Genomic DNA, 25,229 nt, shown 5'->3' on the forward strand with positions numbered 1-25,229 from the left:
ATAAAAATAAGGCAAAAAGCCCGGATGATCAATATATTTCGGTGTAGAATGGCTTTACTGCAAAATTATCTAATGTATGTCCAGTTCCTTTGAGCAAAATCAGTTAGCTGTTTATCAGCGAAAATTTATCCGGCTTAAGCAAGGGGTGACGCCTTACGGTAAAGCACCGCACAAGCCTATACTTCTGATTACGCTGCTTGAATTGATCGGCAAACGGTTGATTGTAGATAATCGGGTGATGATTACGCCTGAACTCGTGGCTACGTTTAAAGAGAACTTCGCGTTGCTAGTCAGAACGGCTCATAAAGATGATTTTACCCAGCCATTTTTTTATCTGCAGAGCGACGGATTCTGGTTTCTGCGTCCCAAGGCAGGCTATGCAATCGATACGCACATTCGTAGTGTTCAAACCCTCAGCGACCGGCTGGATTTTGGTTATTTAGCCGATACTCTGTTTGATTTACTGTCGAACGACGACGCCCGGTTGTCGCTGACAAACACGTTACTCGATCATTATTTCGCTGACATCAAAGCGGAATTTCTACGAATCAAGAATGCTGGACGCAGCTATGTAGCTGAACTGGAAACTTACCTGCTGAATGAAAAAGCAATGTCGTATGCACCGTTACAGGCTGTGGAAGATGAGGAAACGCGCTTTGTGCGTGGTGGTTTGTTTAAAAAGCTGGTGCCTAAGGTCTACGACTTCACCTGTGCTATTTCGGGCCTGAAAGTCATTGCCGTCGACGGGGCTTCACTGGTGGAAGCCTGCCATATCATGCCCATCAGCATTTCCGGTGATGATAAAGTTACGAATGGGATTGCGCTCTGTCCCAATCTGCACACGGCCTTCGACCGGGGCATGATCGGCGTAGATGAACAACTACGGGTAGTGGTTTCGCCTTCACTGGCTGACCACACAGCGAGTCCTTATAATCTGAAACAGTTTCATGGTCAGCCGCTCCGCCTTCCGTTTGGCGAAATGCATTACCCGAAAATAGAAAGCTTTCGGTGGCACATGCGTGAGCGGTTCAGGAGCTAATCTGCTGATAAATAAAAGTTATCAGAAGCATCGGTCAGCAGTTGCGTCTTAGATTGTAAGCTGTGAGGTCATTCAGGCAACGATGGGTTCTGATCAGATTGAGCGACGTGACACTAGAAAAGCACATTTGCAAGCGATAATCACCGGCGTACACAGTCTCTGGAAGTGCAAGGGTCCGCCTAGTTTTACCCCACCAGGATCCACAATTCTTCTATAACGCCTTTTACTCCGTCTATCGCAGCCGTTACATCTTCTTCGGTTGTAAATCGTCCAAGGCTAAAGCGCAGGCATGAAAAGGCTTCGGTTTCGGTTAGGCCCACGGCCAGCAATACGTGCAAGGGATCAATAAAATCAGCTATATTTTATCAAGTACGGCACGGGTAAACCACTGAGGAATTAAGTCTGTCTTGAGTTCAATGTCAATGCCGTCGGTAATCTCGGCAATCCAGACTTTGGTTTCGCCGGAGTTATCAAAAATATAGGCTCGGTTAGTAAGCCGCACAGCATCAAGTAGCAGATCCAATGAACGGTAGTAGCGTTCAGTAACTTTCTGATCCGGTACATTATGTCCACCCATTCTAACCCGGTGTTTAATTCGACTAATGTTAATGAGCGGGTCTTCTGTAGCTACATAATACAAGTAGTTGCGAAAGCTAGCGTCACGGGCTTTTTGCAACGTTTGTACCTTATCCGCCGACGACATTACGGTCTCGAATGTAAAGGAACGCCCTGCTTCAATCAGTTTGTGTCGTAAGAAATCCGTCAGAATAACACTTAGGTATGAGCTAAAGCCAACATTGGCAAAGTCAATAAACTCCTCCTGTACAAACCGGATTGCTTGTATAAAATCGGCTTCATCGGCGCGGCTAAGCAACGGGTGTTGTTCGAAAAAGTGGATAATTTCTAACTCAGACATCGGTAAATTGAGACTACGGACATCGAAATAGCCATCATGCTTAACGGCCTTTTCAATGTCGTCGGGATTGAGGTAGTAACCCAGCATATTGGCTTCAATTACTGACTTTACCGTACTCTTTCCCGAGCCGTTCGGCCCGGCAAACATCCGCATTCGTTTAATCATGCTTTCGGAATGCGAAAATACTTTTGGGTGATGGCTTTCGGTTTGTCAACGGTTTTCACATACGTGCGTGAACCGTCAGGTTTTACTTCTACGATTTGTCCGTTCTCTGCAATCAGTACACTATCGCCCGAAGCCAGCGTTTGCCAATAGGCCTGCCGCGTAGCAATAGAAGCCAGTTCAGGAATCTGCTGTTCTAAATAATCAACTGCCTTATCAGAAAGTACCATCGTCTACTCGGTTGTGTAAACGTAAAATTACCAGATTAAATCATACCAACGCCCGCAATTCCTCCACAACTCCCTTGATGGCGTTAACCGTCGCCGTTACATCGGCTTCGGTCGTAAATCGTCCAAGGCTAAAGCGCAGGCATGAAAAGGCTTCGGTTTCGGTCAGGCCCATGACCACGATGCCCGGTACGTTCAGCGTGCCGTTCCGTATGCCGCGTTTGTGGCCACCGCCGGGCAAAAGCGCATCTAGTTTTACTTTGTTCGGGCGTCGCTGACAAATAAATAGCCCACTACTACCCTTCGGACCATAGAACTTGTGCGCCAGTTGGGCAATCTCCTGAAGAGGTTGAATAACCCCCATTTCGTTGTTCACCAGCATAACCGATCCCAGGATTGTATCGGGGCGGATAGCCGTTTTTTATGACTTTCAAATCTAACGGATCTATTCAACTGGCCAGACGAGTTTTCTGTACTATCCTTTGCCCGGATTTTTCGTCGGCCGCGACCAAATCGCTCAGGCGGTTGTAGTCTTATCCAGTGAATAAAATTGTCAATAGTCGTACACATGCTCGATGTTGACGCCCGGCTGATCGATGTACCGAATGGCTTTGTCGAGCTGCCCAACCACTGTAACGAGAGCTACCCGCTTCAGACCGGGTTTGGTCACAATGGGTTGCGTAAAGACGGCTCGTAGCGTAGGCGAGGCAGGTTGCCAGGTTTCCGGTGCCAGCACGGTCAGCAGAATGGCCGAGTTGTTGCCGGCAATTTCGCGGAAACTTACCCCTTGTTTTACCAGCGCCGATATGGCCGGATGGAACGCTTCGTAGCGCGGCAGCAACAATAAGGCCGACCCATCGGGGTAGGTTTGAGCGGGTGGGTTGGGCGCAGGAGTAAGAGGGTTGGACAACTGATTGACGATGACGGCGGTGGTAGGCAGTGCTTCGTCGTAGGAAGCTTTGGTGCCGAGTTTGATGAGATAACCATAACCCGCTTTCACCAGTAATTCCGTCAGCAGCGTGTATTTGCGGTCGAGTTTGCGAAAAAAATGCGGGCCGAAAAAAGATGCCTTCAGCAACTGGGGAATCCGGGTCATGAAGTCGAATTCATACCAGGGGCGTACCCGAATAAAGTCTACGTAATCCTGCGTGAAGCGGGCGTTGAATTGGTCTTCTTCGGTCAGAACAGCCCCGGCTGCCGGGTCCGTCAGGCGGCCAACCACAGTTTCATACAAAGCTTTCAGCGCATATTCGACGGTTGTGCTGACGCCAATGACCCAGATCATGATGTGATAACCGGTATTGAACGGAAATGCCGATTTGATCTGGTCGTACACGACGCCGTAGCTCTGCCAGAGTTGCCGCACGTGGCTCATGTAGGGAAAGGTCGTGGTGGTATGCGTGTGGGCGTAATCGGCGATTTCGGCGGGACTATGCACCAGAAACCATTCCGGATAGGTCAGAAACGTCTGGTCGGCCGGACGGACGTGCTCACTGGGGGTTACCGGATGGGTGTTGCTGACGAGCCAGTTCTTTGGCACCACGCAACCTTCTCCGGCAGGAACCGTCAGGGCGTTGCGCTTGCTGCGCACAAACAGCATAACGGCCAGCACGAGCATAATGACGGTGAGAATAGGAAGTCGAAGCATGGAATCGATAGTTCTAGTAAATAGTCATTTGTTGTTTTGCTTACGATAAATGATAATAAATGACAATTTACTCAATGGTTCCAGTTTAGGTTGTCGGTTCTAAAGGTGATCTGCCGTTTGCCCTGGCCCGCAAAATCAACGTCGACATCCATAGTTCGGGACGTTTTCAGTTTATCGACCAGCGCTTTTCCAGCGTCGAAAAAGATAACGTTGGCGCTCCCGTTTTCGGCAGCCGAAAACGCGTATGAAACCGGCGGAGCACCATCGAACCGAACGCGGGCCTGCCCGCCCTGAAAACTTCGGTTAAATTGTCCTTTCGACACCTGAATGTACACGTGCGTATCGCTTGCCCGCTTCCGAATGGTCAGCGTAGCGACGGAACCACCGTTGTACGGAAAATCAAACTCGAGCAGTTTGGGCGAAACCGTAGACGCTTTATAAACGGTGCGACCCTGTTGATCCACGCGCTTTTCGTACTGCCATTTTGTATCACCGGCGGTGGGCGCGTTTGTAGCAACTGCATTGTTGGCGACTATGGGCGCTGGCGGTTCGGCCGTCGCTGTGGTTTCGGTCGGGTCGGCCCTGGCTATCGATTTGGCTTTTTCTTTGCCGGCGCATCCGGCAAAGACGAGCAGACTAAGAACAAAAAGAAAAGTTCGCATGAATTTTTTGCATTCAGAAACGGCTCTCGGGCTTCTCAACGGCTTCAGTGTTTGGTAAACAGCACCAGCGTATTGTCGGAAGGGTCGTTGGCCTGCAGCAACCGTTTTCCAGCATCGGTAAAACCCGCTTTGCCGATGAGCTGGCTCCATTCCTGGATGGGTTTGAAGCCTTTATAATCTTCCTGGTCGGTTTCCCAGCTGATATTTAGCCCCAGGTTGAAGACGGTGTGCACGAGCGATACGAAGGTAGCCATGTCGGTGGTTTTGACATCGTGGTCGCGCAGGATGAACCAGCCGCCGGGCCGCAAAATTCGGTGGATGGAAGCCAGAAATCCAGCTAATTTTTCCGGACGTGCGTGGTGCAGGCCGATCAGGCAGGTAACCAGGTCGACGCTTTCGTCGGGAATGGCCGTCGGGTTGATGGGCTCATAGTCGTTCAGCTCGACGAAGGTGCCGAGTTTGCCGAGCTGACCGCGTTCCATGATGTCGGCGGGGCTAAACGTGGGGGCAACGTCGTTGATCAGATAAATCGGCTCGTTGACCGTCAGGCGTTTGCGCAGATCGCTGATGTAGCGCCCCGGTGAACCAATCTCGACATAGCCATTGACAGCCACGCCCGCGGGCAGGAGTTCCAGCATTTGCCGCGTCATTTCTTTCTTCTGCACCTTTAGGGCCGGCAGGGCATACGTCAGCTCCGACAGAAACGGTTTGATGCTGGGCAGTCGCTGCTGAATGGTTTTGTAAATGCGCTCATCCGACGATTCGGTTTTTGTCACTTCCCCAATCAGGTGATGAAACTTGTCTTCCGGATAGAGGTGAAAAACGACCTGCAGGAATCGATAAAACGCATCGCGCGGTTTTGTCTGGTCGAAGACCGCGTGAAATTCAGATGTTGGGTTCGGCATAGTTTGGTTGAGTTTCGGGTTGATAGTACGTGTCCCAGAAAACGTTGCGGAACCGAAAGGTTGGGTCCAGCTTATGCTTGAGCGCAAACAGCTTCCGGGCATTCGGATAAGCCTGGTGAAACTGCTCCGGCGTGGCGTGGGGCTGATAAGGCAGGTAGTAAGCCCCGCCCACTGACAGCACTGCGTCAATCAGCTCGCGCGTCCAGACGGCAACGGCATTTTTTGCCACCTCACTCGTGCGCTGTTTGTAGTACACCACAAACGCGAACATTTCCTCGCGTGCCCAGGCCAGGTACGACCCCGCATCAGGCAACGCGTGCCGGACCGAAACATTGATGACGTTGACCCCGTAGCGGTTGAAAATCTCACTCATTTGCTCCGCAAAGGCATCGAACTGCCCCACCGGGACAAAATATTCCTGCAACACATACGTGCGCTTCGTTCGGGCGCGCGGTTCGAGTTCGGCTACATCATATCCAGCTTCATAGTTGCGCCAGTGAATCGGTTGGCTCAGGTACAGCAGCGGGTCGACGATATGCTCCCGACGCCATTTGCCAAACAGCGTTTCGGTAAAGGCCCACATAAAATACCGTTCCAGCGGATACGATTCCCGAAGCGGCATCAGGCGGGTTTTCACGGTGGGCTTCTCTGTCGTCTTAACCCACGTAACGGCCCGCATGTTTTTGTAAGCGGGCGGATACATGTCGCCGTTATGAAAAACCGCCTGGGTGTTATCACGAATGGACGCCAGAAAATAATGGCGGTAGGCCGTGTAAGGCAGTTTATGGTAGTCGCGCCGGACGGCCAGGTTTTCTTCCAGATCCAGCTCGGCAGAGACGATGATCCCCAGCCCGTTGTAGCCGCCGATCGCGCCAAAGAACAGCTCCGGATTTTCGGTACGGCTGGCGGGCACCAGCGCCCCATCGGCCAGCACCAGCCCGATCGAGCGGACAGACAGAATGGCCGGGCCATGACCCATGTAGCGACCGTGACAATTCACGCTCAGCGCTCCGCCCACGGTGAAGTTGGCGTAGGTCTGCATGATCTTGACGCTCAGGTCGTGCGGGTCGATATACCGCTGAATGTCGCACCAGCGAATGCCAGCCTGCACCCTAATCCATCGTTCTTCCTTCGAAAAAGCAATCACCTGATTCAGCCCGCGCATATCGATGTGCAGGCTGCTGGGGCTCGCCGTCTGCCCGCCCATGCTGAAGCGGCCGCCCCCTACCGAAACCGGGCCGACGGTCGTGCGTAGCCGCTCCTGCAGTTCGGGGATCGAGCCGGGCCGGACTACCTCTGCTACAGTGACCGGATTCAGTTGGGTAACATCGTTGATGATTCGCTCCGATGTATGCCGGTTCGGAACGGGTTGTCCATTGTCATTTTTGAGGTAATCGGCGGCTTCGTTGGGAACGGTACCGAATCGATTGGGGTGCTTGTCTCCCCGTCGGAAGCCCAGTCGGTAAAGAAGCCAGACTGGCCCCAGAACCGGAATCAGAACCGCCAGCAGCCAATAGCCCGACTGGTTTGTATCATGAAGTCGTTTGGTGCCCGTCGCAATCAGCGAACCGAGTAGGAGCGGGTAAAGCGCATACGTTGCACCTTCGCCAAGCAAATCGTTCAGGAGTGTATGGAGCACATAGAACGTACTCCAGATGAAGGCCGAGACAAGCCAGTAGGTGGTACGTCGGATGCGGCCCCGGGTTGTAAAAAGTAGATAACTAAGAGGAAGTTTATCTTTCAACTGCATAAAGTGCGCAACGATAGTAGGCCGCCGACTAGCGGGCTGATTAACAGCGGTTCCTGTTATTTACTGGTATCCGGATAAATTAAAGTTTAAGTAGTTCCTACTATAACCTGGATACTTTTCCTATGTTTGGAACATATTTGTTGCTTATGTTCATTCGTAAAACACAATTGCTTGCAGCAGCACTTTGTCTGTCTGTATTCGGTATGAGTAGCCTGACCAGCTGCCAGTCGAAAGGGTCAGGAGCCAACGAAACGGCTGGTTCCGAAAAGGTTGAGGGGGGCGATAAACCGGCTGGTGCTACGAAAGAAACGTCGGCCGCAGCGCCCGATCCCAGCTCGATTCCCGCCGGTAAAATTGCCGATGCGGCTACCATTCTGGCTCGTCCACAAGTGCCCATTCTGTGTTACCACCAGGTCCGTGACTGGCGCCCGACGGATTCCAAAAGTGCAAAGGATTACATTATTCCGGTTGCGGCTTTTAAGGAGCAGATGAAGATGCTGGCCGACAGTGGGTATCACACCATCCTGCCCGACCAGCTGTACGCCTATCTGGCAACGGGCGCTCCACTGCCGTCTAAACCGGTGATGCTCACGTTCGATGATGGTGACCTCGATCAGTACGAGGTGGCCGCTCCTGAACTCGAAAAGCACGGGTTCAAAGGTACGTTCTTCATCATGACCGTAGCCATCGGCCGGCGGGGGAAACAGCCCTACATGGACAAAACTCAGATCAAGGATCTGGCCGACCGGGGGCATACCATCGGCGCGCATACCTGGGACCATCACAATGTGAAAAAATACCAGGGCGACGACTGGAAAATTCAACTGGAAGAACCCAAAACCAAGCTGGAAACAATTACCGGAAAGCCGGTTCGGTATTTTGCCTATCCGTTTGGGCTTTGGAACAAGCAGGCGCTTCCTGAAATTCAGAAGCGGGGTTACGCGGCCGCCTTTACGCTCGCCGACAAACCTGACGATCAGATGCCGCTCTACACCGTTCGGCGCATCATTGCGGGCGGGCAGTGGAAAGCTACGACCATGTACCGGAACATGATCCAGAGTTTCGATGGTAAATAAAGCATGAACCATTCCGCATGCTGGCTCTATAGCCGAGTGCGATTGGGAAAAGCGGTGCTGGTATTTTCCGGCACCGCTTGGTGTTTCGGGCCGGTATTGATTCGTAAGGGAAACCTACGATTACTTTTGGCCGGTTGTATTCTGAGCCGAAAATCGGTTTATCCGCTCGTTGTAGCTATCCAGCAGGCGATCATCCAGCTCCGGCGCCTGACTGAGTTCGAACCGTAGAAAGTCGTTTCGGTCGGCCCCCTCTACCATGCCTTCAAATTTAAGCTCCTGTTCTACCCAAACTGCGGTTTTCCCGAGCGTGGCTGCCTGACCGAGAACCGCCCGAACGATAGTTTCGGTCCGGGCAGGGCTCTGCGTCGTCAGCAACAGGGTACGGATATCTCTGAGGTAATCTGCCTGGGTTAACCCTTTGGTGGGCAGGCCGGCATGGACCCACTGAAAGACCAGCGACTGAATGAGTTCCTGGTAGGGTGAGGAGTTAAGGTCGTCGGGGTGTAGGCGTCGGTTCATAAATCAAACATACCCACTTTTGGTGGCAAGTGTCTCCAGGAGGAAGGTTTTTTGAGAATCCTGTATTTTGCGATAGCTTGTAGCCTAAACTGTCCTTGTCTCATCAGAAATGTTTAATCGATGTCAAACCGATCGGCGATATTAGCAGGGTTTATTGCGGCCAAGTTCGTACTGCAGTATTTTCTGATCCTGCCGGAGTACGACTTACACCGTGACGAATACCTGCATCTCGATCAGGCCAGTCACCTGGCCTGGGGCTATCTGTCGGTGCCGCCCGTTACATCCTGGGTCGCGCTGGTCATCCGCTGGCTCGGGAATTCTGCTTTCGTAATCCGATTTTTTCCGGCCCTCTTCGGAGCGTTGACCATGCTGGTCGTCTGGAAAACGGTCGAAGGGCTGAAAGGTGGCTTGTTCGCGTGTGTGCTGGCCGCTACCTGTCTGCTGTTTTCGGTGCTGTTACGGCTGAATCAACTGTTTCAACCTAATTCGTTGGATGTGCTTTGCTGGACGACGCTGTATTTTGTTGCCATCAATTACATCGATTCCAAAGACAAAAAATGGCTTTATGGATTCGCGGCTGTTTTCGCGTTTGGCTTCCTGAATAAATATAACCTTGCTTTTCTACTCATCGGATTGCTGCCGGCAATCGTTCTGACCCCCGAACGCAGGCTGTTGGTGAACCGCCATGTTTTTCTGGCGTTGGGAGTAAGCCTGGTGCTCATTTCGCCCAACCTGATCTGGCAATATCAGCAGGGATTTCCGGGCATTCACCACATGAAGCTACTGGCCCAGACCCAACTCGTCAACGTGAATCGGGTCGATTTTCTGAAAGAGCAGGTCTTGTATTTCATCGGCTCCTGGGTTGTCATCATCGCGGGACTATATGGGCTGCTGTTTTACAGGCCATTCCGGGTCTACCGATCGTTCTTTTTCGCCCTGATTTTTACCCTGGCGACCTTCTTGTTTTTGCGAGCCAAAGGGTATTATGCTATCGGACTTTATCCAATTTACATTGCGTTCGGCGCAGTTTTTATCGCTGCGCACGTACGGTCCGTATGGTGGCGGACCGCTTTAACGGCGCTGCCTGTTTTATTTTTTATTCCGGTGTATCAGGTGGCTTTTCCCAACAAAACCCCGCAGGAAATTGCCCGGCATCCTGATCGTTATAAAAAACTCGGGCTCCTGCGCTGGGAAGACGGTCGGGACCATCAGTTGCCCCAGGATTTTGCCGATATGCTTGGCTGGCGGGAATTGGCCGCTAAAGTAGATGCCGCTTATGTTCGTCTTGCCGATCCGGAGAAGACGCTGGTTTTGTGCGATAATTATGGCCAGGCCGGAGCGATCAATTTCTACACCAAACGGAATATCAGAGCTGTAACCTTCAATGCCGATTATATCAACTGGTTCGATCTCAGTAAACGATATGTCCATCTGATACGGGTCAAAAATGCTGAAGAAAGCAGCGATGAACTAGCAGAAACCGGGCCTTTGTTCGCTAGAGGGTATGTTGCCGACTCTCTTACGAATCCATTCGCCCGGGAGCGGGGCGCTACCATTTTCGTTTTCCAGCAGGCTAAAGGGAACATCAATAATCGGCTGGCTAAAGAGATCGAAGAAGAACGCTGGTAGGACGCATCAGGCCAGGCAAAAAACGCCGGATTCAGCGCCGATTGTCGGAAAAGAAATGGGCTTATGCGTTGATGAAAAATGATCGTTAAGACAGGCTATGCCAGATGAGCTATGTTAAGCAAACCTTACTCTCGCTACTGTTCCTGGTGGCGTTGAGCGCTCATGCTCAATTACTCGATACCATCGTCAAGGGCGGTCCTTATCACCTTCATTTTCGGGTTCTGAAGGGCATAAATCCGCCCATACTTTTTGAGTCGGGTGGCGGACAGGATGCCTCCCAGTGGGACTCGATCGCTGCGGTGGTGCATCAGCAACTTCAGGCAACCGTGATTACCTACGACCGGGCTGGCTTTGGTAAAAGTAGCTTTGACACCGTTGGCTACACGATTCTGCAGGAGATCAAAAGCCTGGAGACTGCCTTGCAGCACCTGGGTTATAGCCATACTCCACTGATGCTGGTGGGGCACTCGCTGGGGGGCTTCTATAACCGGGTTTATGCCGCCCGTCATCCTGACCAGGTGAAAGGTATTGTTCTGCTGGACCCAAGAATACCATCTCACGCAGACATGCGATTTGCCCGAAACTATGCTCAGCAGCTTAACCGTAAAGAGTATGAAGCAGAGTACATGAGCTTGTACTATTTACTTGCCAGAATGGAGCGTACCAGTGATTATGTGAGACAGGTGCCGTTGCCGTCGGCCATTCCGGTACTGGATATTATGGCGGAACACGGTCCTTTTGCTGAAGCTAACCAGAACGAACGATTCAAAGCCGACCAGCGCAATCTGGTGAAGGAAAATCCCAATCGGCGTCTGGTTTTTGCGAAGGGAAGTTCGCACAACATTCCTGCCGATCAGCCGACGCTGGTGATTGATCAGGTTGTACACTTCTATAAGAAATACCTCATAAAATGAGGGTCCAAACAAACGTCCTTTTCCTGTCAGCATGACCAGTAAATCAAGACTCCTGAGTGCGCTTCTTCTGCTAATTTTTTACCAGGCGTATGCGCAAACCAATCCGCCCCGGCTCATCATCCGGGGCGACGACATGGGCTACGCGCACGCGGGCAACGAAGCCATTCTGAAATGCTACAAAGAAGGCATCGAGAAATCGATCGAAGTGCTGGTCCCCTCGCCCTGGTTCCCGGAAGCGACCGAAATGCTGAAGCAAATTCCAGCCGCCGACGTGGGTATTCACCTGACCCTGACCAGCGAGTGGGACAACATCAAATGGCGACCGCTGTCCGACTGCCCCAGCCTGCGCGATGCCGACGGCTATTTCTACCCGATGGTGCGCCCGAACAAAAACTATCCGAAACGGTCGGTGGTCGAAAACAACTGGCAACTGGCGGATATCGAAAAAGAATTCCGCGCGCAGATCGAACTGGCGCTGAAGAAAATTCCCCGGATCAGTCACTTCTCCGGGCATATGGGCTGCACCAGCCTAAACGATGAGGTGAAAGCACTGGTCAAAAAACTGGCGCAGGAGTACCACATTCCGCATCATGACGCGAGCCTTCAGGAATCGGGCGTGCAGTACGCGGGCTACGTCGGCGCGCACGTAACGGCCGACGAAAAACTACAGAGCTTTATGAAGATGCTCGAAAGCCTCGAACCCGGCAAGACCTACCTGTTTGTCGATCACCCCGGACTGGATACGCCGGAAGTACAGGCCATCCACCATATTGGCTATGAGAACGTTGCCGAAGACCGGCAGGGCGTCACTGACATTTGGACCAACCCGCGCGTCAAACAGTTGATCAAAGCCAAAGGCATTCAACTCATCGGCTATAACGAGATCAGTAAATAGTAAAAAGTAGATAGTGGTTAGTCATTAGTGGTTGTCATTCGTTGTGAGCATTTACGATGAATGACAACCACTAATGACTAACCACTATCTACTTTTTACTTATGCCAGTTCGGTCCGGACGTGTTCGAGCAGGGTCTTGGTCGCCCGGATGCCGTCGTTCGTGGCCAGATAACCGCCGGTGGGGTTATACATATGCATGAGCCCGCCTTCGTATTCGACACCCACGTAGCCGCTAAACCCGGCGTCTTTGATGATCTTGAACATCCGCCGGAAATCGGTTTCGGTCTCGTTGCCTTTGGCGTCGAACTTATGCGTTTTGGCGCTGATGCCTTTGGCGTAGGGCATCATCTTTTTTACCCCTTCGTAGCGGTCGTATTCCTTGATGCATTTAGTGCCCATGATGCCTTTGATGTCGTTCGTTTCGGGTTTGCTCCGCTGCCGACAGAAATTGCCGAAATCGGGCAGCAGACCCGCATTCGGCATATTGACCTGTTTCATGATGCCCACCAGCCAGTCGATGTCGGTGGAGTTGCCAAAGTGGTTTTCGACGATGACGTTCATGTTCGATTTGGCGGCATATTCCAGCAGTTTGTGGTAACCGTCGGCCGCGGTTTTGGCGGCTTCCTCCGCCGGATCGTCGGCCACGCCCGTAATGGCCTTGCTGGTGTCGCCGAAGTTCACCCGGATGGCGCTGCAGCCTAAAAATTTAGCTGCATCGATCCAGGGATGGTGCGCTTCTACCGCCTGCTGACGTTTCGTTGCATTCAGGTCCGCGATGTTCGCCCCGTCGACCATGATCATGTTGTTTTTCATGCCCAGATCATCGCAGCGCTGCTTCAGTTCTTTCAGATACGCCTGGTCGGTATGCTTGTTGTTGAAGAACATCGAGACGTATTCGAGTACGTCGATCCCGAAATCGTTCTTGGCTCGGGCCGGAAATTCCATGTTGGTCATCTTGCCCGACATGAGCTCGGCAGCAAACGAAAACTCCGCCAGCGAAATGTCGAAGCTGAATTTTTTTGCAGTCATGTCAGCAAAAGTTTGCGTGGGAAGAACGGAGGATAACGTGAGGCCGGCCGTTGCCAGACCGAGTTGGTTGAGAAAATCGCGACGAGTTTGAGTCATGGGTCAGTGAAAAAAGCCCCCGCCGAAAGTAGCGGGGGCGGGTTAGGTGAAATCAGTTGGCAAATTGAACGGTAACGGGGACGAACAGCGGGGATTTACCGGCTTTCTCATTTTTGAAGACGAAATACAGATCATGTTCGCCGGTAGCGGGTGTAATCGTAACCTTCGCCAGGCTGGGCTTAAACATATCGGCCGGATCTTTGCTTTCGTTCGGGACCAACTCTTCGGTCTGGCCCAGGAGCTGCCCCGTCGGCGAATCCAGTCGTATTTCGACGCGACCGCCTACCGCCATGAGCTGCGTTTTCGGCACCGCTACGGCAAATTCCATCGTCCGGATACCCGTCAGGTCAAGCTTGTTGAACTGAACGTATGTGTCCGACGCCATCACAATCACGAGCGGAAACGGCTGGGTACCCATTTTAAAGAGCGTAATCCCTTTGGATTGGCTGTTGCTGGCGCCCATCGCCACCAGCGGATTTCGCAGGAGACGCACGGCTTCGGACGTCTGCGCCGGAAGCCCATTGGCCCCTTTGTCTTTGTACGATGCCTGCAAAACCAGATTACCCGTTTCGGCCTTATCGGGCGTATAAGTTCCCTGGGTCGGCAATGAGGGGGTAGCTACCTTTTTGTCCGATAGCGTCAGAATGTATTTGACGATCTCGCTGGCATCGGGCGAAGTCAGCTGCGGGTGAGCCGTCATGATGGCGTCGCCCCAGACACCCCCGCCCCCTTTGATGATCTTGTTCGACAGGCTGGCAACGGCGTTGGCATCGCCTTTGTACCGTTTCGCTACATCGACGAAGGCAGGGCCAACGGACTTTTTATCAGTGAAATGGCAGGCTTTGCAGTCGCTCTTTTCCATCAGCACCTGCCCCGTTCCGAGGTAAGTAGCTTCGGAGAATTTATGGCCTGCCTCACTGGCATTCTGGGCGGTGGCTTCGTCCTGGTAGTTGGCGCGCACCACCACCTGTTTCGGCTGAATTCGCCCCGGAGCCGCGACCGATCCAGCCAGGCTACCGTCTTCTTTGTCGGTTACGCGCACCTCATAGGCAATGGGTTGTCCGGGAAAATAAAAGCTCTTGTTGCCTTTGGTAATGTCCAGCGAAACGACCGGGGGCTGGTTGCCGGCCAGAATGTCGATCTCGCGGGCGTCTTTCAGGCCATGGGCGTCGGTTACGGTTAGAATGGCTTTGTATTGCCCCGGTTTCTGAAACGTAAATGTCGGGCTGGGTTCGTTCAGCACCGTTGGCTGACCGCCCGCTTTGCTCATGATTTTCCATTGATAGGTCAGCGCGTCGCCGTCGAAATCTTTGGTGCCTTCCGACGATAAGGCCACTTTTAGCGGAACGGCACCGGCTTTCTGGCTAGCGGCTACCTGCACATTAGGTTTGCGGTTGCCCGCGTTGAACTCGATCCGGACCAGCCGCGAATCGTCGTTTTTGAGAAACCAGCCCGTGCCGTATTCGAGCACGTACAGATCGCCGTTCGGCCCAAATGCCATGTCGATCGGATGGCTGAAAGGCATGTTCGGCAGGAAGCGTTCCATGGTGGTCATGTCGCCCTTACTGTCGAAACTGACGGCCAGGATCATATCGCGCATCCATTCGTAGAGAAATACTTTACCGTTGTAATACTCCGGAAATGGTCGTTTCGCGCTTTTGAAATCGTCTTTGTAGTAAGTCGGTCCGGCCATGGCGCTACGCCCGCCGGTGCCCATCAGTGGAAACTTCTTGGTCGCGGCCGCCGTATACGAGATCATCGCCGGTTGAGCCGGAGGGAGGTCATGCATTCCTGTATTGTTGGGCGAGTCGTTGAACGGGTGTGCCGGGTCGAATTTAGCTCCCGACTTACCCGTCGTAAAATCTACGTCATTGTACGCTTTGTTGTCGCCCACGAAATACGGCCAGCCGAAATTTCCCGGTTTTCGGGCCTGGTTGTATTCATCCTCTGCCGTGGGGCCAACTCCGGCCGAATCGACACCCGCGTCGGGACCGACATCGCCCCAGTAAACATAACCCGTGTGTTTGTCGACCGAAATGCGATATGGGTTTCGGTGGCCCATAGTATAAATCTCCGGCCGGGTCTTGGCAGTGCCCTTCGGAAACAGGTTGCCTTCCGGAATGGTATAGGTACCGTCGGCTTCGGGATGAATGCGTAGGATTTTTCCGCGCAAGTCGGCTGTATTCCCCGATGATTTCTGAGCATCCCAGGGGCCTCGGTCGGGTCGTTCGTCGATGGGGGCGTAGAGCGTGGCGCGGGGGCTGGTGTTGTCACCCGTCGAGAGGTACAGGTTGCCCTCCCGATCCCAGTCGATCGAGCCGCCCGTATGGCAGCACTGTTCGCGCTGAACCGGCACTTCCAGCAGCACTTTCTTCGACGCCAGCACCAGTTCATCGCCCCGCAGTTCGTAGCGGGTCAGGATGTTTTTCGACTCCGGGCCGGCAGGCGAGTAGTACAGATACAGCCAGTGATTTTTCTCAAAATTGGGGTCGATGTTCACCCCCAGCAATCCGTCTTCGGCCTCGGTTTCGTGTCCTTCCTTATCTTTATACTTCGTGCTGACCGGAATCGTCGCGATGGTTTTCACCTGCTTCGTGGTTGGCGAGTACAACTGAACGTTGCCATGCCGCTCGATAAAAAGAACCCGCTCGTCGGGTAGAATGGCCATTTCGAGTGGCTCATTAAGTTTTTCGGCCAGAACTACTTTTGTGAAACGATTTTCGTCGGGTGCATCGCCGGGGGCCACGAACGGACGAACCGAGTAGGCCCAGAGCCCGACAGCGCCCAGACACAGGGTCGCGACGGTTCGGTGTGATTTCGACAGGAGAAAATGGCGGCTCATAGGTAGATGTGTATTTTTAACACAATGATAGTAGAATTTTGTTAATGTGTACTCTGTACACACTACATTAATTTTTAAATTTTCCCGATGGAGTACAAAAAAGAGCTTCGGCGTTTCGTGACCGACTTCAAAACCAACTACATGCCTTCGGTATCCATCGACTGCGTCATCTTCGGCTTTCACGATGGACAGCTAAAAGTGCTGTTGCTGCGCTGGAAAGGAACCGACGACTGGTGTCTGCCCGGTGGCCGAATCCGGCATGAGGAAAATATGGAAGACGCAGCCTACCGAAGCCTGCACGAGCGAACGGGCCTGAGCGAGGTGTTTCTGCAGCAGTTTCACACCTTTGGCGATGTGATGCGCTATACCCATTTTAGTCGGGAAGAAACGCTGACCCGGCTGGGATTGGATGAAGAGGTGATCCGGGAGATTGTCAGTCGCGATGTGTCGGTGGGCTATTACGCGCTGGTCGAGTTTGCCGACGTCGTGCCGACGCCCGATTTTTTCACCGAAGAATGCCGCTGGTGGGACATCGACCAGATTCCGGAGCTGCTCTTCGACCACAACGAGATGATCAGGCTGGCCCTGAAAACCCTGCGTCGGCAGCTCAGCTATCAACCGATCGGGTATAAGCTGCTACCCGAAAAGTTTACCATGCCCGACTTGCAGCAGCTCTACGAAACGATTCTGGGGCAGTCGCTCGACCGGCGGAATTTTCAGAAGCGGATGCTCGGCTACGGGATTCTGGAGCGGCTGGATGAGCGGAAAACCGGCGGAGCCCATAAAGCGCCGTATCTGTACCGGTTCGATAAGGAAAAATACGAAAAAGCGCTGGCCGACGAAAGCCTTTTTGTGGGGTAAAGCCGTTGCCAAGCGACAGAAATCACAGCTCATCCGGAAAGATTACCGGTTAATACGCACGATAGGGTAGGTATTCGCAGAAACGTATTTCTTTGGGGTATGAAACACCCTTTCCTCTTCCCTATACTACTTATCTACGCTTATTTCCCAGCCCTGGCTCAACCCCGAAGCCTGCATCAGGCCCATGTCGAAGTAGGGGGGCTGGTTTCCTCGTCCGGGCGAACACCCTTCTGGTTACGGGCCAACCAGTTCGGCGTCGTTCCGAACTCGGCTCCCGTCGGTACGCTCCGGGCAGGGTTGTCGGGAGCTGTGCTGCTAACCGATACGTCCGGGTCATATGCCCGGAAAGCGCCGAGCCGGGCCTGGGTGCTTAGTTACGCGGCTGAGGTCGTTGGCAATGCCGGAAAAGAAGCCCAACTCCTGGCTCCGGAATATTACCTGAGACTGGCCCATCGGCAACTCGAACTGGTCGTTGGCCGCCGACGCGACGTGATTGGGCTGGTCGATACGACGCTTACTTCCGGTTCCTACGCCTGGTCGGGCAATGCCCTGCCACTGCCTAAAGTTCAGATCGGTACGAAAGGGTTTGCCCCCATCGGTCGGCGAAAATGGCTGGCCATCAATGCCTTCATGGCGCACGGCTGGTTTGCCAATACAGACTACATGCAACATTCGTTTCTGCATCAGAAATCGGTTATTTTTCGGGTCGGTAAGCCCGCTTCGCCGGTACGCGTATACATAGGCGTGAATCACAGCGTGCAATGGGGCGGGCATTCCGATTCACTGGATTACCATTATGCCGTCAATGGTAATCTGCCCGGCCAACTGCGCGATTTTCCGAACGTGCTCTTCGCTATTCGTACCGACGGGCTGGACAACCCCCGGATTACGTCCTATGATTACACGAACCTGTACGGCAATCATATTGGTAGCGTCGATTTCGGGTTTGAACTCAGGCTGCCGGTGGTTACCCTGATGCTGTATCATCAGCATAGTTTCGATGATTCGTCGGGGTTGTTTTTCAAAAATCTTCCCGACGGGCTGAGCGGCCTGCGGATCCAACCCGTGAGTCAGGGGTCGTCTGCCTTCCGAATCGACGATTTTCTGATTGAATTTCTATCTACCCTAAATCAGAGCGGCCCTATTTATGATCCGTTCAACAAAATATTTGGAGCTGACAATTACTTCAACAACCAGCAGTATCAGGAAGGCTGGGCTTATAAAAACAGAATTATCGGCACGCCGTTCATTACTCTAAAGCAGGATACAAAACCCGAATACCAGCATAATGCACACTGGGTCGTGAATAATAACCGGATACAGATGGCACACCTTGCCATGCGCGCTACCGTAGCGCAACGGATGAGCCTGATGGCGAAACTTTCGTACAGTAAGAACTACGGTATCCCGATGGCCGAGCCCCTGGCCGGAACACCCGGTCAGTTTTCCTCGCTCATTCAGCTTGGTGCGCCTTTGTCCTGGATGGGTGGCCTGTCGCTGACCGCAGCCGTTTCCGCCGACTTGGGGCAATTATACACTAATGCCGTGGGAGGATACATCGGCTTACGTAAGACCGTCTGGCGTCGGATTCAATAAATTCGGCTGTTCCTCACGATCGATAGATTCTGAATATATTAAGAAACTTTCCTTTTTTTGGCTTGTTAAAAAGCCGTAACACTACCGCGACGCATGAATACACCAATTCGTTTAGCGCTCGACCGAACGCCCAACACCAACCACACCGGGTTCTATGTCGCCTTGGCGAAAGGAACCTATAAAGAGGCCGGACTCGATGTACAGCTCATTTCGCCCGATGAGCAGAACTACCAGACCATGCCGGCCCGGCGAGTAGCGCAGAACGATGCTCACCTGGCCATCACCCCTTCCGAAAGCGTAATCAGCTATCAGACGAATGGTGTACCGCTGGTAGCCGTGGCGACCCTGCTGGCTCGTGATATCAGCGCGATCGTTACGCTGAAAGAAAGTGGAATCGACCGGCCATGCGAACTGGATGGTAAAGTGTATGCCTCCTACGGTGCCCGGTACGAAGAAGACCTGATCCGGCAATTGATTCAGAACGACGGCGGACGTGGTCAGTTCGTTCCGCACAAAACGGGCTGGTCGGGCATCTGGAAAGCGCTGCTGACGCGGGAAGTCGATGCGGCCTGGTTCTGGCTGACATGGGAAGGCGTTAGAGCCGATATCGATGGGGTTGACCTGAACCAGTTTCTGTTCGATGAATATGAGATTCCGTATGGCTACAATCCGGTACTGACCGCTCACCGCGACTGGATCGACGAGAACAGCGATGCGCTCCGTCGGTTTGTGGAAGCCACCGCGGCTGGGTTTCGGTTTGCGGCTAAGGAGCCCGATGAGGCCAGTCGGATTTTAATGAAAACAGCGAACCACCCATCGCTTACAAATCGGAATTTCGTGGAGCAAAGCCAGCAGATGGTCTCCGGCTACTACCTGGATGCGGAAGGCCACTGGGGGTACATGCACCGAACCATCTGGTCTTCATTTGTTACCTGGATGATTCGTAACCGAATGCTGACGGATACCAATGGGGAGCTGATCCAGCGCATGGATGTCGATTCGCTTTTTACGAACGAGTTTCTGGCGCCTGTGCCCGTTGTCATTCGTATCTGAACGCTTTTTCGGATTACCCGCCGATGGTGGCCATCGATTCGGTTACCACGGCGCGCTGTCCTTCGGCTTCGAAGCCATTTAGTGGCCGGTGGGCAAACGCCTGTAAAAATGCAGCTGTCAGTTCTTCGTCGGAGGCACCCTGACGGAGAAGTGCCCGTACGTCGAGAACTCCGTTGTCGTATAGGCAGGTTTTAAGCGTACCCTGGGCCGTTAACCGGATGCGGTTGCAGGTGCCGCAGAACGTTCGGCTAAAAGCGGCAATCACGCCTATTGTTCCCTGATGACCCGGAATCTGGTAATTCGCCGAGGTAGAGAAAGGGGGATCAGGGAGCTTGGTGAGCGCCGGAAAATGCGTTCGTAACTCGTCGATGATCCGCTTGTGCGTCCAGTGAAGGACCGGATAATGGGTACCTTCGCCATTGAACGGCATTTCTTCGATAAAACGCACATCGACGGGCATCGTCCGGGTCAGGTCGGCCAGCGGCACCAGATCCTGAATATTCTGGCCATCCATCACCACGGCGTTGATCTTGGTATGAATACCCGCCGATAGCAGTGCGTCGAGGGTTTTCAACACCGCGGGCAGTTCATCGCGCCGGGTAATCTGCCGGAAGCGCTCCCGGTCGAGGGTATCCAGGCTCAAGTTGACGGACCGTACTCCCAGGCTGGCCAGGTCGGCCACGTGCGGAGCGGTCAGCACCCCATTGGTGGTTATAGACAGATCGGACAAGCCGTCTGTGTCGGCCAGGCGCCGGATAAAAGTCATCAGGCCCGATCGAACGAAGGGTTCGCCCCCGGTCAGGCGGACCTTCTGCACACCCAGGCGGGCCAGTATACCGACAACCCGTTCCATTTCTTCAAACGTCAGCACTTGGTGCCGGGGCAAATACTTGATGCCTTCTTCGGGCATGCAGTAAAAGCACCGTAGATTACAGCGGTCGGTTACGGCCAGGCGCAGGTAAGTGATGGGGCGGTTGTGATTGTCGTAGAGCATGCAGTATCGGACTAACACAAATCTACGCATTTTGATTGCAGCCGCCGGAATAATTGACCCTGGGGCCTGAGTAAATTTCAGAAAAATACTTATTCTACCGGCTTGTTGTGATTTGTCGATAAATTAGTATTATTTTTGAAAGAAATTTACCCCCTTGAATTGGTGAAGAAAGCGGTTTCTATCGGTCTCTTTGGTTTGTTCCTCTACCACACGCTGGCTTATGTGCTGGTGTTTGTGGGTACGTGGTGGCAGGCCGAGCATGACCTGTCCGAACGGCTTTCCGTATATCGGTCGGTAGACAGCATCGTCGAGTTCGAGATTCCACTCAAAGATAAGCTCGATGCCAGCACCATTGCCAGTACCACCTCCGACGGCTTTACCTACCACGGTAATTATTACTCGGTGGTCAGCATGGAAATTCGGGGTAACACGCTGCACATCTCCGGGCTGCAAACCACCAGTCGGTCGTTCTGGCAGAGCGACCTGCTTTCGTTCCTGAACGATCACGTGACCGGTAATACCGAATCGCGCCAGAAAGCGAATCAGTTTCTGAAGTTCCTGCTGAAAGAATATTCGCCGACCCCCCGCGCTATTTTTAAGTTTCTCGCTCCCAACTGGCGCGAAGCCATCCGCATTCCCGAACAGGTGTTTGTGGTGTCGGCCCGTGCCCTGCCCGTTCATTCGCCCCCGCCTGAAGTCTGAGAAATTCCTCAGGACTGTGCTCTTGTAAGTAGTTTGCTGGCTAATCGCGATCAAGGCGGCTAGACACCTGTGTGTCTGCGTTCATTGGTCTGCATGAGGTCTATAGTGGCAGGCTGTTGTCTGGCGGCTAACTTCTTATTCGGCTCAGTTCTGTGGTTGAGTTGCAGGCGTAATCGGCTGCCGGTCTTCGGATCGACGCCCCGCTGCGCTATAAACCAGTTTCTTTCTCTCAGACATTTTCCTGATCATGAAAACACTTTTTACGGTCGTTATCGCGACGGTATGTAGTTTCCTTATAGCCAATTCAGTATTCGCTCAGGGCTGTGTAGCCGTTCGGCACATGAGCTGTGCGGCTCCGGCGGGTGCCAATTCTGCCGATTATTTCAAACAACGGACGGGCCACTGGCAGTTATCGGCGGGCTATCGCTTCTTCCGATCCTATAAACATTTTGTGGGTGATGTTGAGCAGACCCAGCGCGTTGCGCAGGGCACGCAGGTGATCAACGTATCGCACGCGATCGACTTAGGCCTGACGTATCTGGTCAATAACCGGCTGTCTTTTTCGGTCAATCTGCCGGTTCAGTATTACGACCGCTCATCGCTGTATGAGCACTACGGCAACGCGGTGTCGACCAATCCGGCCCAGAAACGATTCCACACGGGTTCGCAGGGAATTGGCGATTTGCGGATTTCGGGAAGCTACTGGCTGATTAACCCCGTCAAGCTGCCGAAAGCCAACATTGCAGCCGGGCTGGGTGTCAAACTGCCGACGGGTGATTTTCGGGCTACCGACCAGTTCCACAGACTGGACAAGGAAGGGAAAGATTATACAGTGGAATTACCCGTCGATCAGTCGATTCAGCTTGGCGATGGAGGAGTGGGCGTGAGTGTCGAACTGCAGGGATACGCACAGGTGACCAAGAGCCTGACGGCCTACGCCAACGGATTTTATCTGTTCAACCCGCGCGAAACGAACGGCGTACTGCGGAACCCCCTTTCCACCACCATCGATCCCGTCATCGGGTACTTCTCCGTAGCCGATCAGTTTGCCGCCCGGATTGGGTTGAGCCAGGCACTGCCTTTCATACCGGGTCTGTCGGTCATGGCCGGCGGTCGGGTCGAAGGGGTTCCGGCGCACGATGCCATCGGGGGCAGCAACGGCTTCCGTCGGCCGGGCTACATTGTGTCGGTAGAGCCTGGACTGGCCTACATGAAAGGGCGCTTCTCGGCCGCACTGACGGTGCCGATAGCCGTCTACCGCAATCGGATCAAAAGCTACTATGACTTGCAGGACCCTACCGGGCAGCGTCATGGTGATGCCGCTTTCGCCGATTACCTGGTATCGCTCAACGTCGCGAAGTGGTTTTAGTGACACTCAACGAACTGGTAGTTAGGGATGGCTCCTGTCGTGCCTCATTACCAGCCTCCTTATCTCAGTTCTGCTGAGGATATTGATAATGAAACCAGTGAATCATAAGTCGATATACCGTTCGGCTAATCCTGTAAAAATCGTTTTGTCGACGCTGCTTATCCTGAGCCAATTTTCCCTGGTCGGCTTCGGGCAGACTCAGCCTACTCCCGATTCCCTCCGAACGCGCACCCTCAATCAGGTGACGGTACGGGGCGTTCGGGCGACGGTGGTGGCGTCGTTGCCGGCCATACACGGCACCTACCTCATGAGCGGTAAGCGAAGCGAAGTCATTCGCCTGTCGGAAATCGATGCGAACGTAGCCGAGAAGAATCCCCGGCAGGTTTTTGCCCGGATTCCGGGGGTATTTGTTTATGATATGGATGGCACCGGAAATCAGATCAACATCGCCACGCGGGGGCTCGACCCGCACCGGTCGTGGGAAAACAACATCCGGCAGAATGGCGTACTGACCAATTCCGATATGTACGGCTATCCGGCCAGCCATTATTCCCCACCGATGGAAAGCATCGATCGGGTCGAGCTGGTTCGGGGAACGGCTTCGCTGCAATACGGCGCGCAGTTTGGCGGTATGCTGAATTACGTAACCAAAAGTGCCGATACCACCCGTCGGTTTGGGTTCGAAAGCATCAACTCCGTGGGCTCGTATGGGTTGCTGAGCACCTACAACGGCATCGGCGGGCGCGTAGGCAAGTGGACCTACTACGGCTATTACTACCGGCGTCATTCGGAAGGCTATCGGCAAAACAGCCGCTCCAACGCCGAAGCCGAACTGGGGCGGCTCCATTACCAGGCTACTCGACGACTGGGCATTACAGCGGAAGTAGGTCGCTCGACCTATACGTATCAGATTCCCGGACCGCTGACGGACGCCATGTTTGCCCAGAACCCGCGCCAGTCGACCCGTAGCCGGAATTATTTCAACCCGGATATCTACGTGCCTTCGATTAAGGTCGACTGGCAACTGTCGGATCGGACCCGGTTCCTCTGGACGACATCGGCCGTTCTGGGGGCGCGCAACAGCGTTCAGCTCGATGCATTTGCAACCGTTCCGGACACCATCAACCGGACGACGGGTCAGTACAAACCCCGTCAGGTAGATATCGATAATTTTCACAGCTACACGACCGAATTGCGCATGCTGCACCACTATCGGCTGGGGCCGGTAGCGTCGACACTGGCGGGTGGTGTTCAGCTGATGAGTACGGATCTACACCGTCGGCAACTCGGCGTCGGCACCACGGGCAGCGATTTCGATCTGGCCCTGGTCGAGCCGTTTAAGCGGGACCTGCACTTCCGGACGAAAAACCTGGCCTTTTTTGCCGAGAACCAGTTTCGGCTGACCAACCGCCTGACGGTTTCGCCCGGCATTCGGGTGGAAGAGGGTAAAACCGAAATGCGCGGCACCATCACGTATTACACGCCGGAGAATCTACCCACAGACATCAGCCACCACTTTGCGCTGCTGGGTATCAATGGACAATACCAGTTGACGGAGGCCGTCCGGATCTACGGAGGCTGGTCGCAGGCTTACCGGCCGGTCGTTTTCAAGGACATCATTCCCACCTCGGTTTACGAACGCATCGATAAAAACCTGAAAGATGCCTACGGATATAATGCCGAAATTGGCGTCGATGGGCACTGGCAGGGACTGCACATAAACCTGACGGTTTTCGACCTGCTGTACCGCAACCGCCTGGGAACGTTGCTGCTGGCTAACCCCGATGGGGCCAACTACATCCTGCGCACCAACATCGGCGACAGCCGCTCCACGGGCGTCGAAGCCCTGATCGAGACGCAGGTGTTGCGCACGGAAAACGTGCTGATCAGCGCCTTTACGTCAACGGCATATAACAACGCCCGCTACATCCGTGGTCAGGTATCGGCGGGCACCGAAAACCGGAACGTGACGGGTAATCAGGTCGAGTCGGCCCCGCGCTGGACCAGCCGCAATGGCTTAAGCGCCCGCTACGGAACAGCCAGCCTGACGCTTCAGTACAGCTACGTAGCCCAGACCTTTTCCGATGCGCTCAACACGGCAGTGCCGTCGGCCAACGGGGCCATCGGTCCAGTGCCGGCCTACAGCCTGTGGGACCTGAACGGGAGCTGGCGTCTGAAGCGAAACCTGACCCTACGGGGCAGTATCAACAACCTTCTGAACACCCAATATTTTACCAAACGTCCCACTTTCTACCCAGGGCCGGGTGTCTGGCCTTCCGACGGGCGCAGTGCCGTCCTGACGGTTGGGTTCGTGCTTTAAATCAAAAAAACGCTGTCAAAACCAA

At 53.6% G+C, this 25,229-nt stretch carries 22 protein-coding genes; 11 read left to right on the top strand and 11 right to left on the bottom strand.

Translation table 11 applies throughout. The features are described 5' to 3' along the window. Positions 1 to 76: 76 nt before the first annotated feature. A complete protein-coding gene (locus ACYVC2_RS15765; protein ID WP_461103405.1) occupies positions 77 to 1,039 on the top strand; it encodes an HNH endonuclease in 963 nt (320 codons plus the stop codon). 355 nt (positions 1,040 to 1,394) lie between these two features. On the opposite strand, the gene ACYVC2_RS15770 is transcribed toward ACYVC2_RS15765, so the two are convergent. The 7 genes from ACYVC2_RS15770 to ACYVC2_RS15800 all read right to left on the bottom strand — a co-directional run bounded on the left by ACYVC2_RS15770 (position 1,395) and on the right by ACYVC2_RS15800 (position 7,309). Then, positions 1,395 to 2,120: a zeta toxin family protein gene (locus tag ACYVC2_RS15770; RefSeq protein ID WP_461103406.1), complete on the bottom strand. Its 726-nt coding sequence runs from the start codon at positions 2,118 to 2,120 to the stop codon at positions 1,395 to 1,397. Further along, a complete protein-coding gene (locus tag ACYVC2_RS15775; protein ID WP_461103407.1) occupies positions 2,117 to 2,347 on the bottom strand; it encodes a hypothetical protein in 231 nt (76 codons plus the stop codon). Before ACYVC2_RS15775 ends, ACYVC2_RS15770 begins: the two co-directional genes overlap by 4 nt. 40 nt (positions 2,348 to 2,387) lie before the next feature. Further along, entirely contained in the window at positions 2,388 to 2,726 is a 339-nt protein-coding gene (locus ACYVC2_RS15780) for a hypothetical protein (RefSeq protein WP_461103408.1), read from the bottom strand. A gap of 171 nt (positions 2,727 to 2,897) precedes the next feature. Further along, positions 2,898 to 3,992 (bottom strand): hypothetical protein, encoded by a 1,095-nt coding sequence (locus ACYVC2_RS15785; RefSeq protein WP_461103409.1) that lies wholly within the window; start codon positions 3,990 to 3,992, stop codon positions 2,898 to 2,900. Positions 3,993 to 4,063: 71 nt separating this feature from the next. Further along, entirely contained in the window at positions 4,064 to 4,654 is a 591-nt protein-coding gene (locus tag ACYVC2_RS15790; protein ID WP_461103410.1) for a hypothetical protein, read from the bottom strand. Between the two features lie 44 nt (positions 4,655 to 4,698). Beyond that, positions 4,699 to 5,559 (bottom strand): methyltransferase domain-containing protein, encoded by an 861-nt coding sequence (locus ACYVC2_RS15795; protein ID WP_461103411.1) that lies wholly within the window; start codon positions 5,557 to 5,559, stop codon positions 4,699 to 4,701. After that, the gene (locus ACYVC2_RS15800) at positions 5,540 to 7,309 is read right to left on the bottom strand and encodes an FAD-binding protein (protein ID WP_461103412.1); all 1,770 of its coding nucleotides are present in this window, start codon (positions 7,307 to 7,309) and stop codon (positions 5,540 to 5,542) included. Before ACYVC2_RS15800 ends, ACYVC2_RS15795 begins: the two co-directional genes overlap by 20 nt. A 146-nt stretch (positions 7,310 to 7,455) precedes the next feature. On the opposite strand from ACYVC2_RS15800, the gene ACYVC2_RS15805 reads away from it, so the two are divergent. Continuing rightward, the gene (locus ACYVC2_RS15805; protein ID WP_461107151.1) at positions 7,456 to 8,385 is read left to right on the top strand and encodes a polysaccharide deacetylase family protein; all 930 of its coding nucleotides are present in this window, start codon (positions 7,456 to 7,458) and stop codon (positions 8,383 to 8,385) included. 120 nt (positions 8,386 to 8,505) lie between these two features. On the opposite strand, the gene ACYVC2_RS15810 is transcribed toward ACYVC2_RS15805, so the two are convergent. After that, the gene (locus ACYVC2_RS15810) at positions 8,506 to 8,904 is read right to left on the bottom strand and encodes a hypothetical protein (protein WP_461103413.1); all 399 of its coding nucleotides are present in this window, start codon (positions 8,902 to 8,904) and stop codon (positions 8,506 to 8,508) included. A gap of 120 nt (positions 8,905 to 9,024) precedes the next feature. On the opposite strand from ACYVC2_RS15810, the gene ACYVC2_RS15815 reads away from it, so the two are divergent. From ACYVC2_RS15815 to ACYVC2_RS15825, 3 genes are all read left to right on the top strand, one after another. Then, the gene (locus ACYVC2_RS15815; RefSeq protein WP_461103414.1) at positions 9,025 to 10,533 is read left to right on the top strand and encodes a glycosyltransferase family 39 protein; all 1,509 of its coding nucleotides are present in this window, start codon (positions 9,025 to 9,027) and stop codon (positions 10,531 to 10,533) included. A 104-nt stretch (positions 10,534 to 10,637) separates the two neighbouring features. Then, entirely contained in the window at positions 10,638 to 11,447 is an 810-nt protein-coding gene (locus ACYVC2_RS15820; RefSeq protein WP_461103415.1) for an alpha/beta fold hydrolase, read from the top strand. Positions 11,448 to 11,478: 31 nt separating this feature from the next. Continuing rightward, on the top strand, positions 11,479 to 12,342 hold the full coding sequence (locus ACYVC2_RS15825; RefSeq protein WP_461103416.1) for a polysaccharide deacetylase family protein: 864 nt from the start codon (positions 11,479 to 11,481) through the stop codon (positions 12,340 to 12,342). 99 nt (positions 12,343 to 12,441) lie between these two features. Here ACYVC2_RS15825 and ACYVC2_RS15830 read toward each other — a convergent pair whose 3' ends face one another. Beyond that, positions 12,442 to 13,467, bottom strand: coding sequence for a sugar phosphate isomerase/epimerase family protein (locus ACYVC2_RS15830; RefSeq protein ID WP_461103417.1), 1,026 nt, complete (start codon positions 13,465 to 13,467; stop codon positions 12,442 to 12,444). A 52-nt stretch (positions 13,468 to 13,519) separates the two neighbouring features. Continuing rightward, positions 13,520 to 16,309 (bottom strand): PQQ-dependent sugar dehydrogenase, encoded by a 2,790-nt coding sequence (locus tag ACYVC2_RS15835; RefSeq protein WP_461103418.1) that lies wholly within the window; start codon positions 16,307 to 16,309, stop codon positions 13,520 to 13,522. Positions 16,310 to 16,396: 87 nt separating this feature from the next. Here ACYVC2_RS15835 and ACYVC2_RS15840 point away from each other — a divergent pair, with 87 nt between their 5' ends. The 3 genes from ACYVC2_RS15840 to ACYVC2_RS15850 all read left to right on the top strand — a co-directional run bounded on the left by ACYVC2_RS15840 (position 16,397) and on the right by ACYVC2_RS15850 (position 19,819). After that, positions 16,397 to 17,170 (top strand): NUDIX hydrolase, encoded by a 774-nt coding sequence (locus tag ACYVC2_RS15840; RefSeq protein ID WP_461103419.1) that lies wholly within the window; start codon positions 16,397 to 16,399, stop codon positions 17,168 to 17,170. 99 nt (positions 17,171 to 17,269) lie between these two features. Continuing rightward, a complete protein-coding gene (locus ACYVC2_RS15845; protein ID WP_461103420.1) occupies positions 17,270 to 18,766 on the top strand; it encodes a capsule assembly Wzi family protein in 1,497 nt (498 codons plus the stop codon). A 93-nt stretch (positions 18,767 to 18,859) separates the two neighbouring features. After that, complete coding sequence (locus ACYVC2_RS15850; RefSeq protein WP_461103421.1) at positions 18,860 to 19,819, top strand: ABC transporter substrate-binding protein; 960 nt, start codon at positions 18,860 to 18,862, stop codon at positions 19,817 to 19,819. Between the two features lie 13 nt (positions 19,820 to 19,832). Here the strand turns inward: ACYVC2_RS15850 and moaA are convergent, their stop codons facing one another. Then, positions 19,833 to 20,813 carry a GTP 3',8-cyclase MoaA gene (moaA, locus tag ACYVC2_RS15855; protein ID WP_461107153.1) on the bottom strand — a complete coding sequence of 327 codons (981 nt, stop codon included), beginning with the start codon at positions 20,811 to 20,813 and terminating at the stop codon, positions 19,833 to 19,835. A 162-nt stretch (positions 20,814 to 20,975) separates the two neighbouring features. Here moaA and ACYVC2_RS15860 point away from each other — a divergent pair, with 162 nt between their 5' ends. The 3 genes from ACYVC2_RS15860 to ACYVC2_RS15870 all read left to right on the top strand — a co-directional run bounded on the left by ACYVC2_RS15860 (position 20,976) and on the right by ACYVC2_RS15870 (position 25,204). Beyond that, positions 20,976 to 21,515 carry a hypothetical protein gene (locus ACYVC2_RS15860; protein WP_461107155.1) on the top strand — a complete coding sequence of 180 codons (540 nt, stop codon included), beginning with the start codon at positions 20,976 to 20,978 and terminating at the stop codon, positions 21,513 to 21,515. Between the two features lie 247 nt (positions 21,516 to 21,762). After that, entirely contained in the window at positions 21,763 to 22,884 is a 1,122-nt protein-coding gene (locus ACYVC2_RS15865) for a hypothetical protein (RefSeq protein WP_461103422.1), read from the top strand. Positions 22,885 to 22,972: 88 nt separating this feature from the next. Next, a complete protein-coding gene (locus ACYVC2_RS15870) occupies positions 22,973 to 25,204 on the top strand; it encodes a TonB-dependent receptor family protein (protein ID WP_461103423.1) in 2,232 nt (743 codons plus the stop codon). The last annotated feature ends 25 nt before the right edge of the window (positions 25,205 to 25,229 follow it).

Source organism: Spirosoma koreense (genome assembly GCF_054777875.1).

Coding starts and splice junctions, on each gene's coding strand:
- ACYVC2_RS15840 (WP_461103419.1), top strand. CDS start 16,397: ATGGAGTACAAAAAAGAGCTTCGGCGTTTCGTGACCGACTTCAAAACC.
- ACYVC2_RS15850 (WP_461103421.1), top strand. CDS start 18,860: ATGAATACACCAATTCGTTTAGCGCTCGACCGAACGCCCAACACCAAC.
- ACYVC2_RS15800 (WP_461103412.1), bottom strand. CDS start 7,309: ATGCAGTTGAAAGATAAACTTCCTCTTAGTTATCTACTTTTTACAACC.
- ACYVC2_RS15810 (WP_461103413.1), bottom strand. CDS start 8,904: ATGAACCGACGCCTACACCCCGACGACCTTAACTCCTCACCCTACCAG.
- ACYVC2_RS15790 (WP_461103410.1), bottom strand. CDS start 4,654: ATGCGAACTTTTCTTTTTGTTCTTAGTCTGCTCGTCTTTGCCGGATGC.
- ACYVC2_RS15835 (WP_461103418.1), bottom strand. CDS start 16,309: ATGAGCCGCCATTTTCTCCTGTCGAAATCACACCGAACCGTCGCGACC.
- ACYVC2_RS15825 (WP_461103416.1), top strand. CDS start 11,479: ATGACCAGTAAATCAAGACTCCTGAGTGCGCTTCTTCTGCTAATTTTT.
- ACYVC2_RS15770 (WP_461103406.1), bottom strand. CDS start 2,120: ATGATTAAACGAATGCGGATGTTTGCCGGGCCGAACGGCTCGGGAAAG.
- ACYVC2_RS15845 (WP_461103420.1), top strand. CDS start 17,270: ATGAAACACCCTTTCCTCTTCCCTATACTACTTATCTACGCTTATTTC.
- ACYVC2_RS15870 (WP_461103423.1), top strand. CDS start 22,973: ATGAAACCAGTGAATCATAAGTCGATATACCGTTCGGCTAATCCTGTA.
- ACYVC2_RS15775 (WP_461103407.1), bottom strand. CDS start 2,347: ATGGTACTTTCTGATAAGGCAGTTGATTATTTAGAACAGCAGATTCCT.
- ACYVC2_RS15795 (WP_461103411.1), bottom strand. CDS start 5,559: ATGCCGAACCCAACATCTGAATTTCACGCGGTCTTCGACCAGACAAAA.
- moaA (WP_461107153.1), bottom strand. CDS start 20,813: ATGCTCTACGACAATCACAACCGCCCCATCACTTACCTGCGCCTGGCC.
- ACYVC2_RS15820 (WP_461103415.1), top strand. CDS start 10,638: ATGAGCTATGTTAAGCAAACCTTACTCTCGCTACTGTTCCTGGTGGCG.
- ACYVC2_RS15780 (WP_461103408.1), bottom strand. CDS start 2,726: ATGCTGGTGAACAACGAAATGGGGGTTATTCAACCTCTTCAGGAGATT.
- ACYVC2_RS15785 (WP_461103409.1), bottom strand. CDS start 3,992: ATGCTTCGACTTCCTATTCTCACCGTCATTATGCTCGTGCTGGCCGTT.
- ACYVC2_RS15805 (WP_461107151.1), top strand. CDS start 7,456: ATGTTCATTCGTAAAACACAATTGCTTGCAGCAGCACTTTGTCTGTCT.
- ACYVC2_RS15830 (WP_461103417.1), bottom strand. CDS start 13,467: ATGACTCAAACTCGTCGCGATTTTCTCAACCAACTCGGTCTGGCAACG.
- ACYVC2_RS15765 (WP_461103405.1), top strand. CDS start 77: ATGTCCAGTTCCTTTGAGCAAAATCAGTTAGCTGTTTATCAGCGAAAA.
- ACYVC2_RS15865 (WP_461103422.1), top strand. CDS start 21,763: ATGAAAACACTTTTTACGGTCGTTATCGCGACGGTATGTAGTTTCCTT.
- ACYVC2_RS15815 (WP_461103414.1), top strand. CDS start 9,025: ATGTCAAACCGATCGGCGATATTAGCAGGGTTTATTGCGGCCAAGTTC.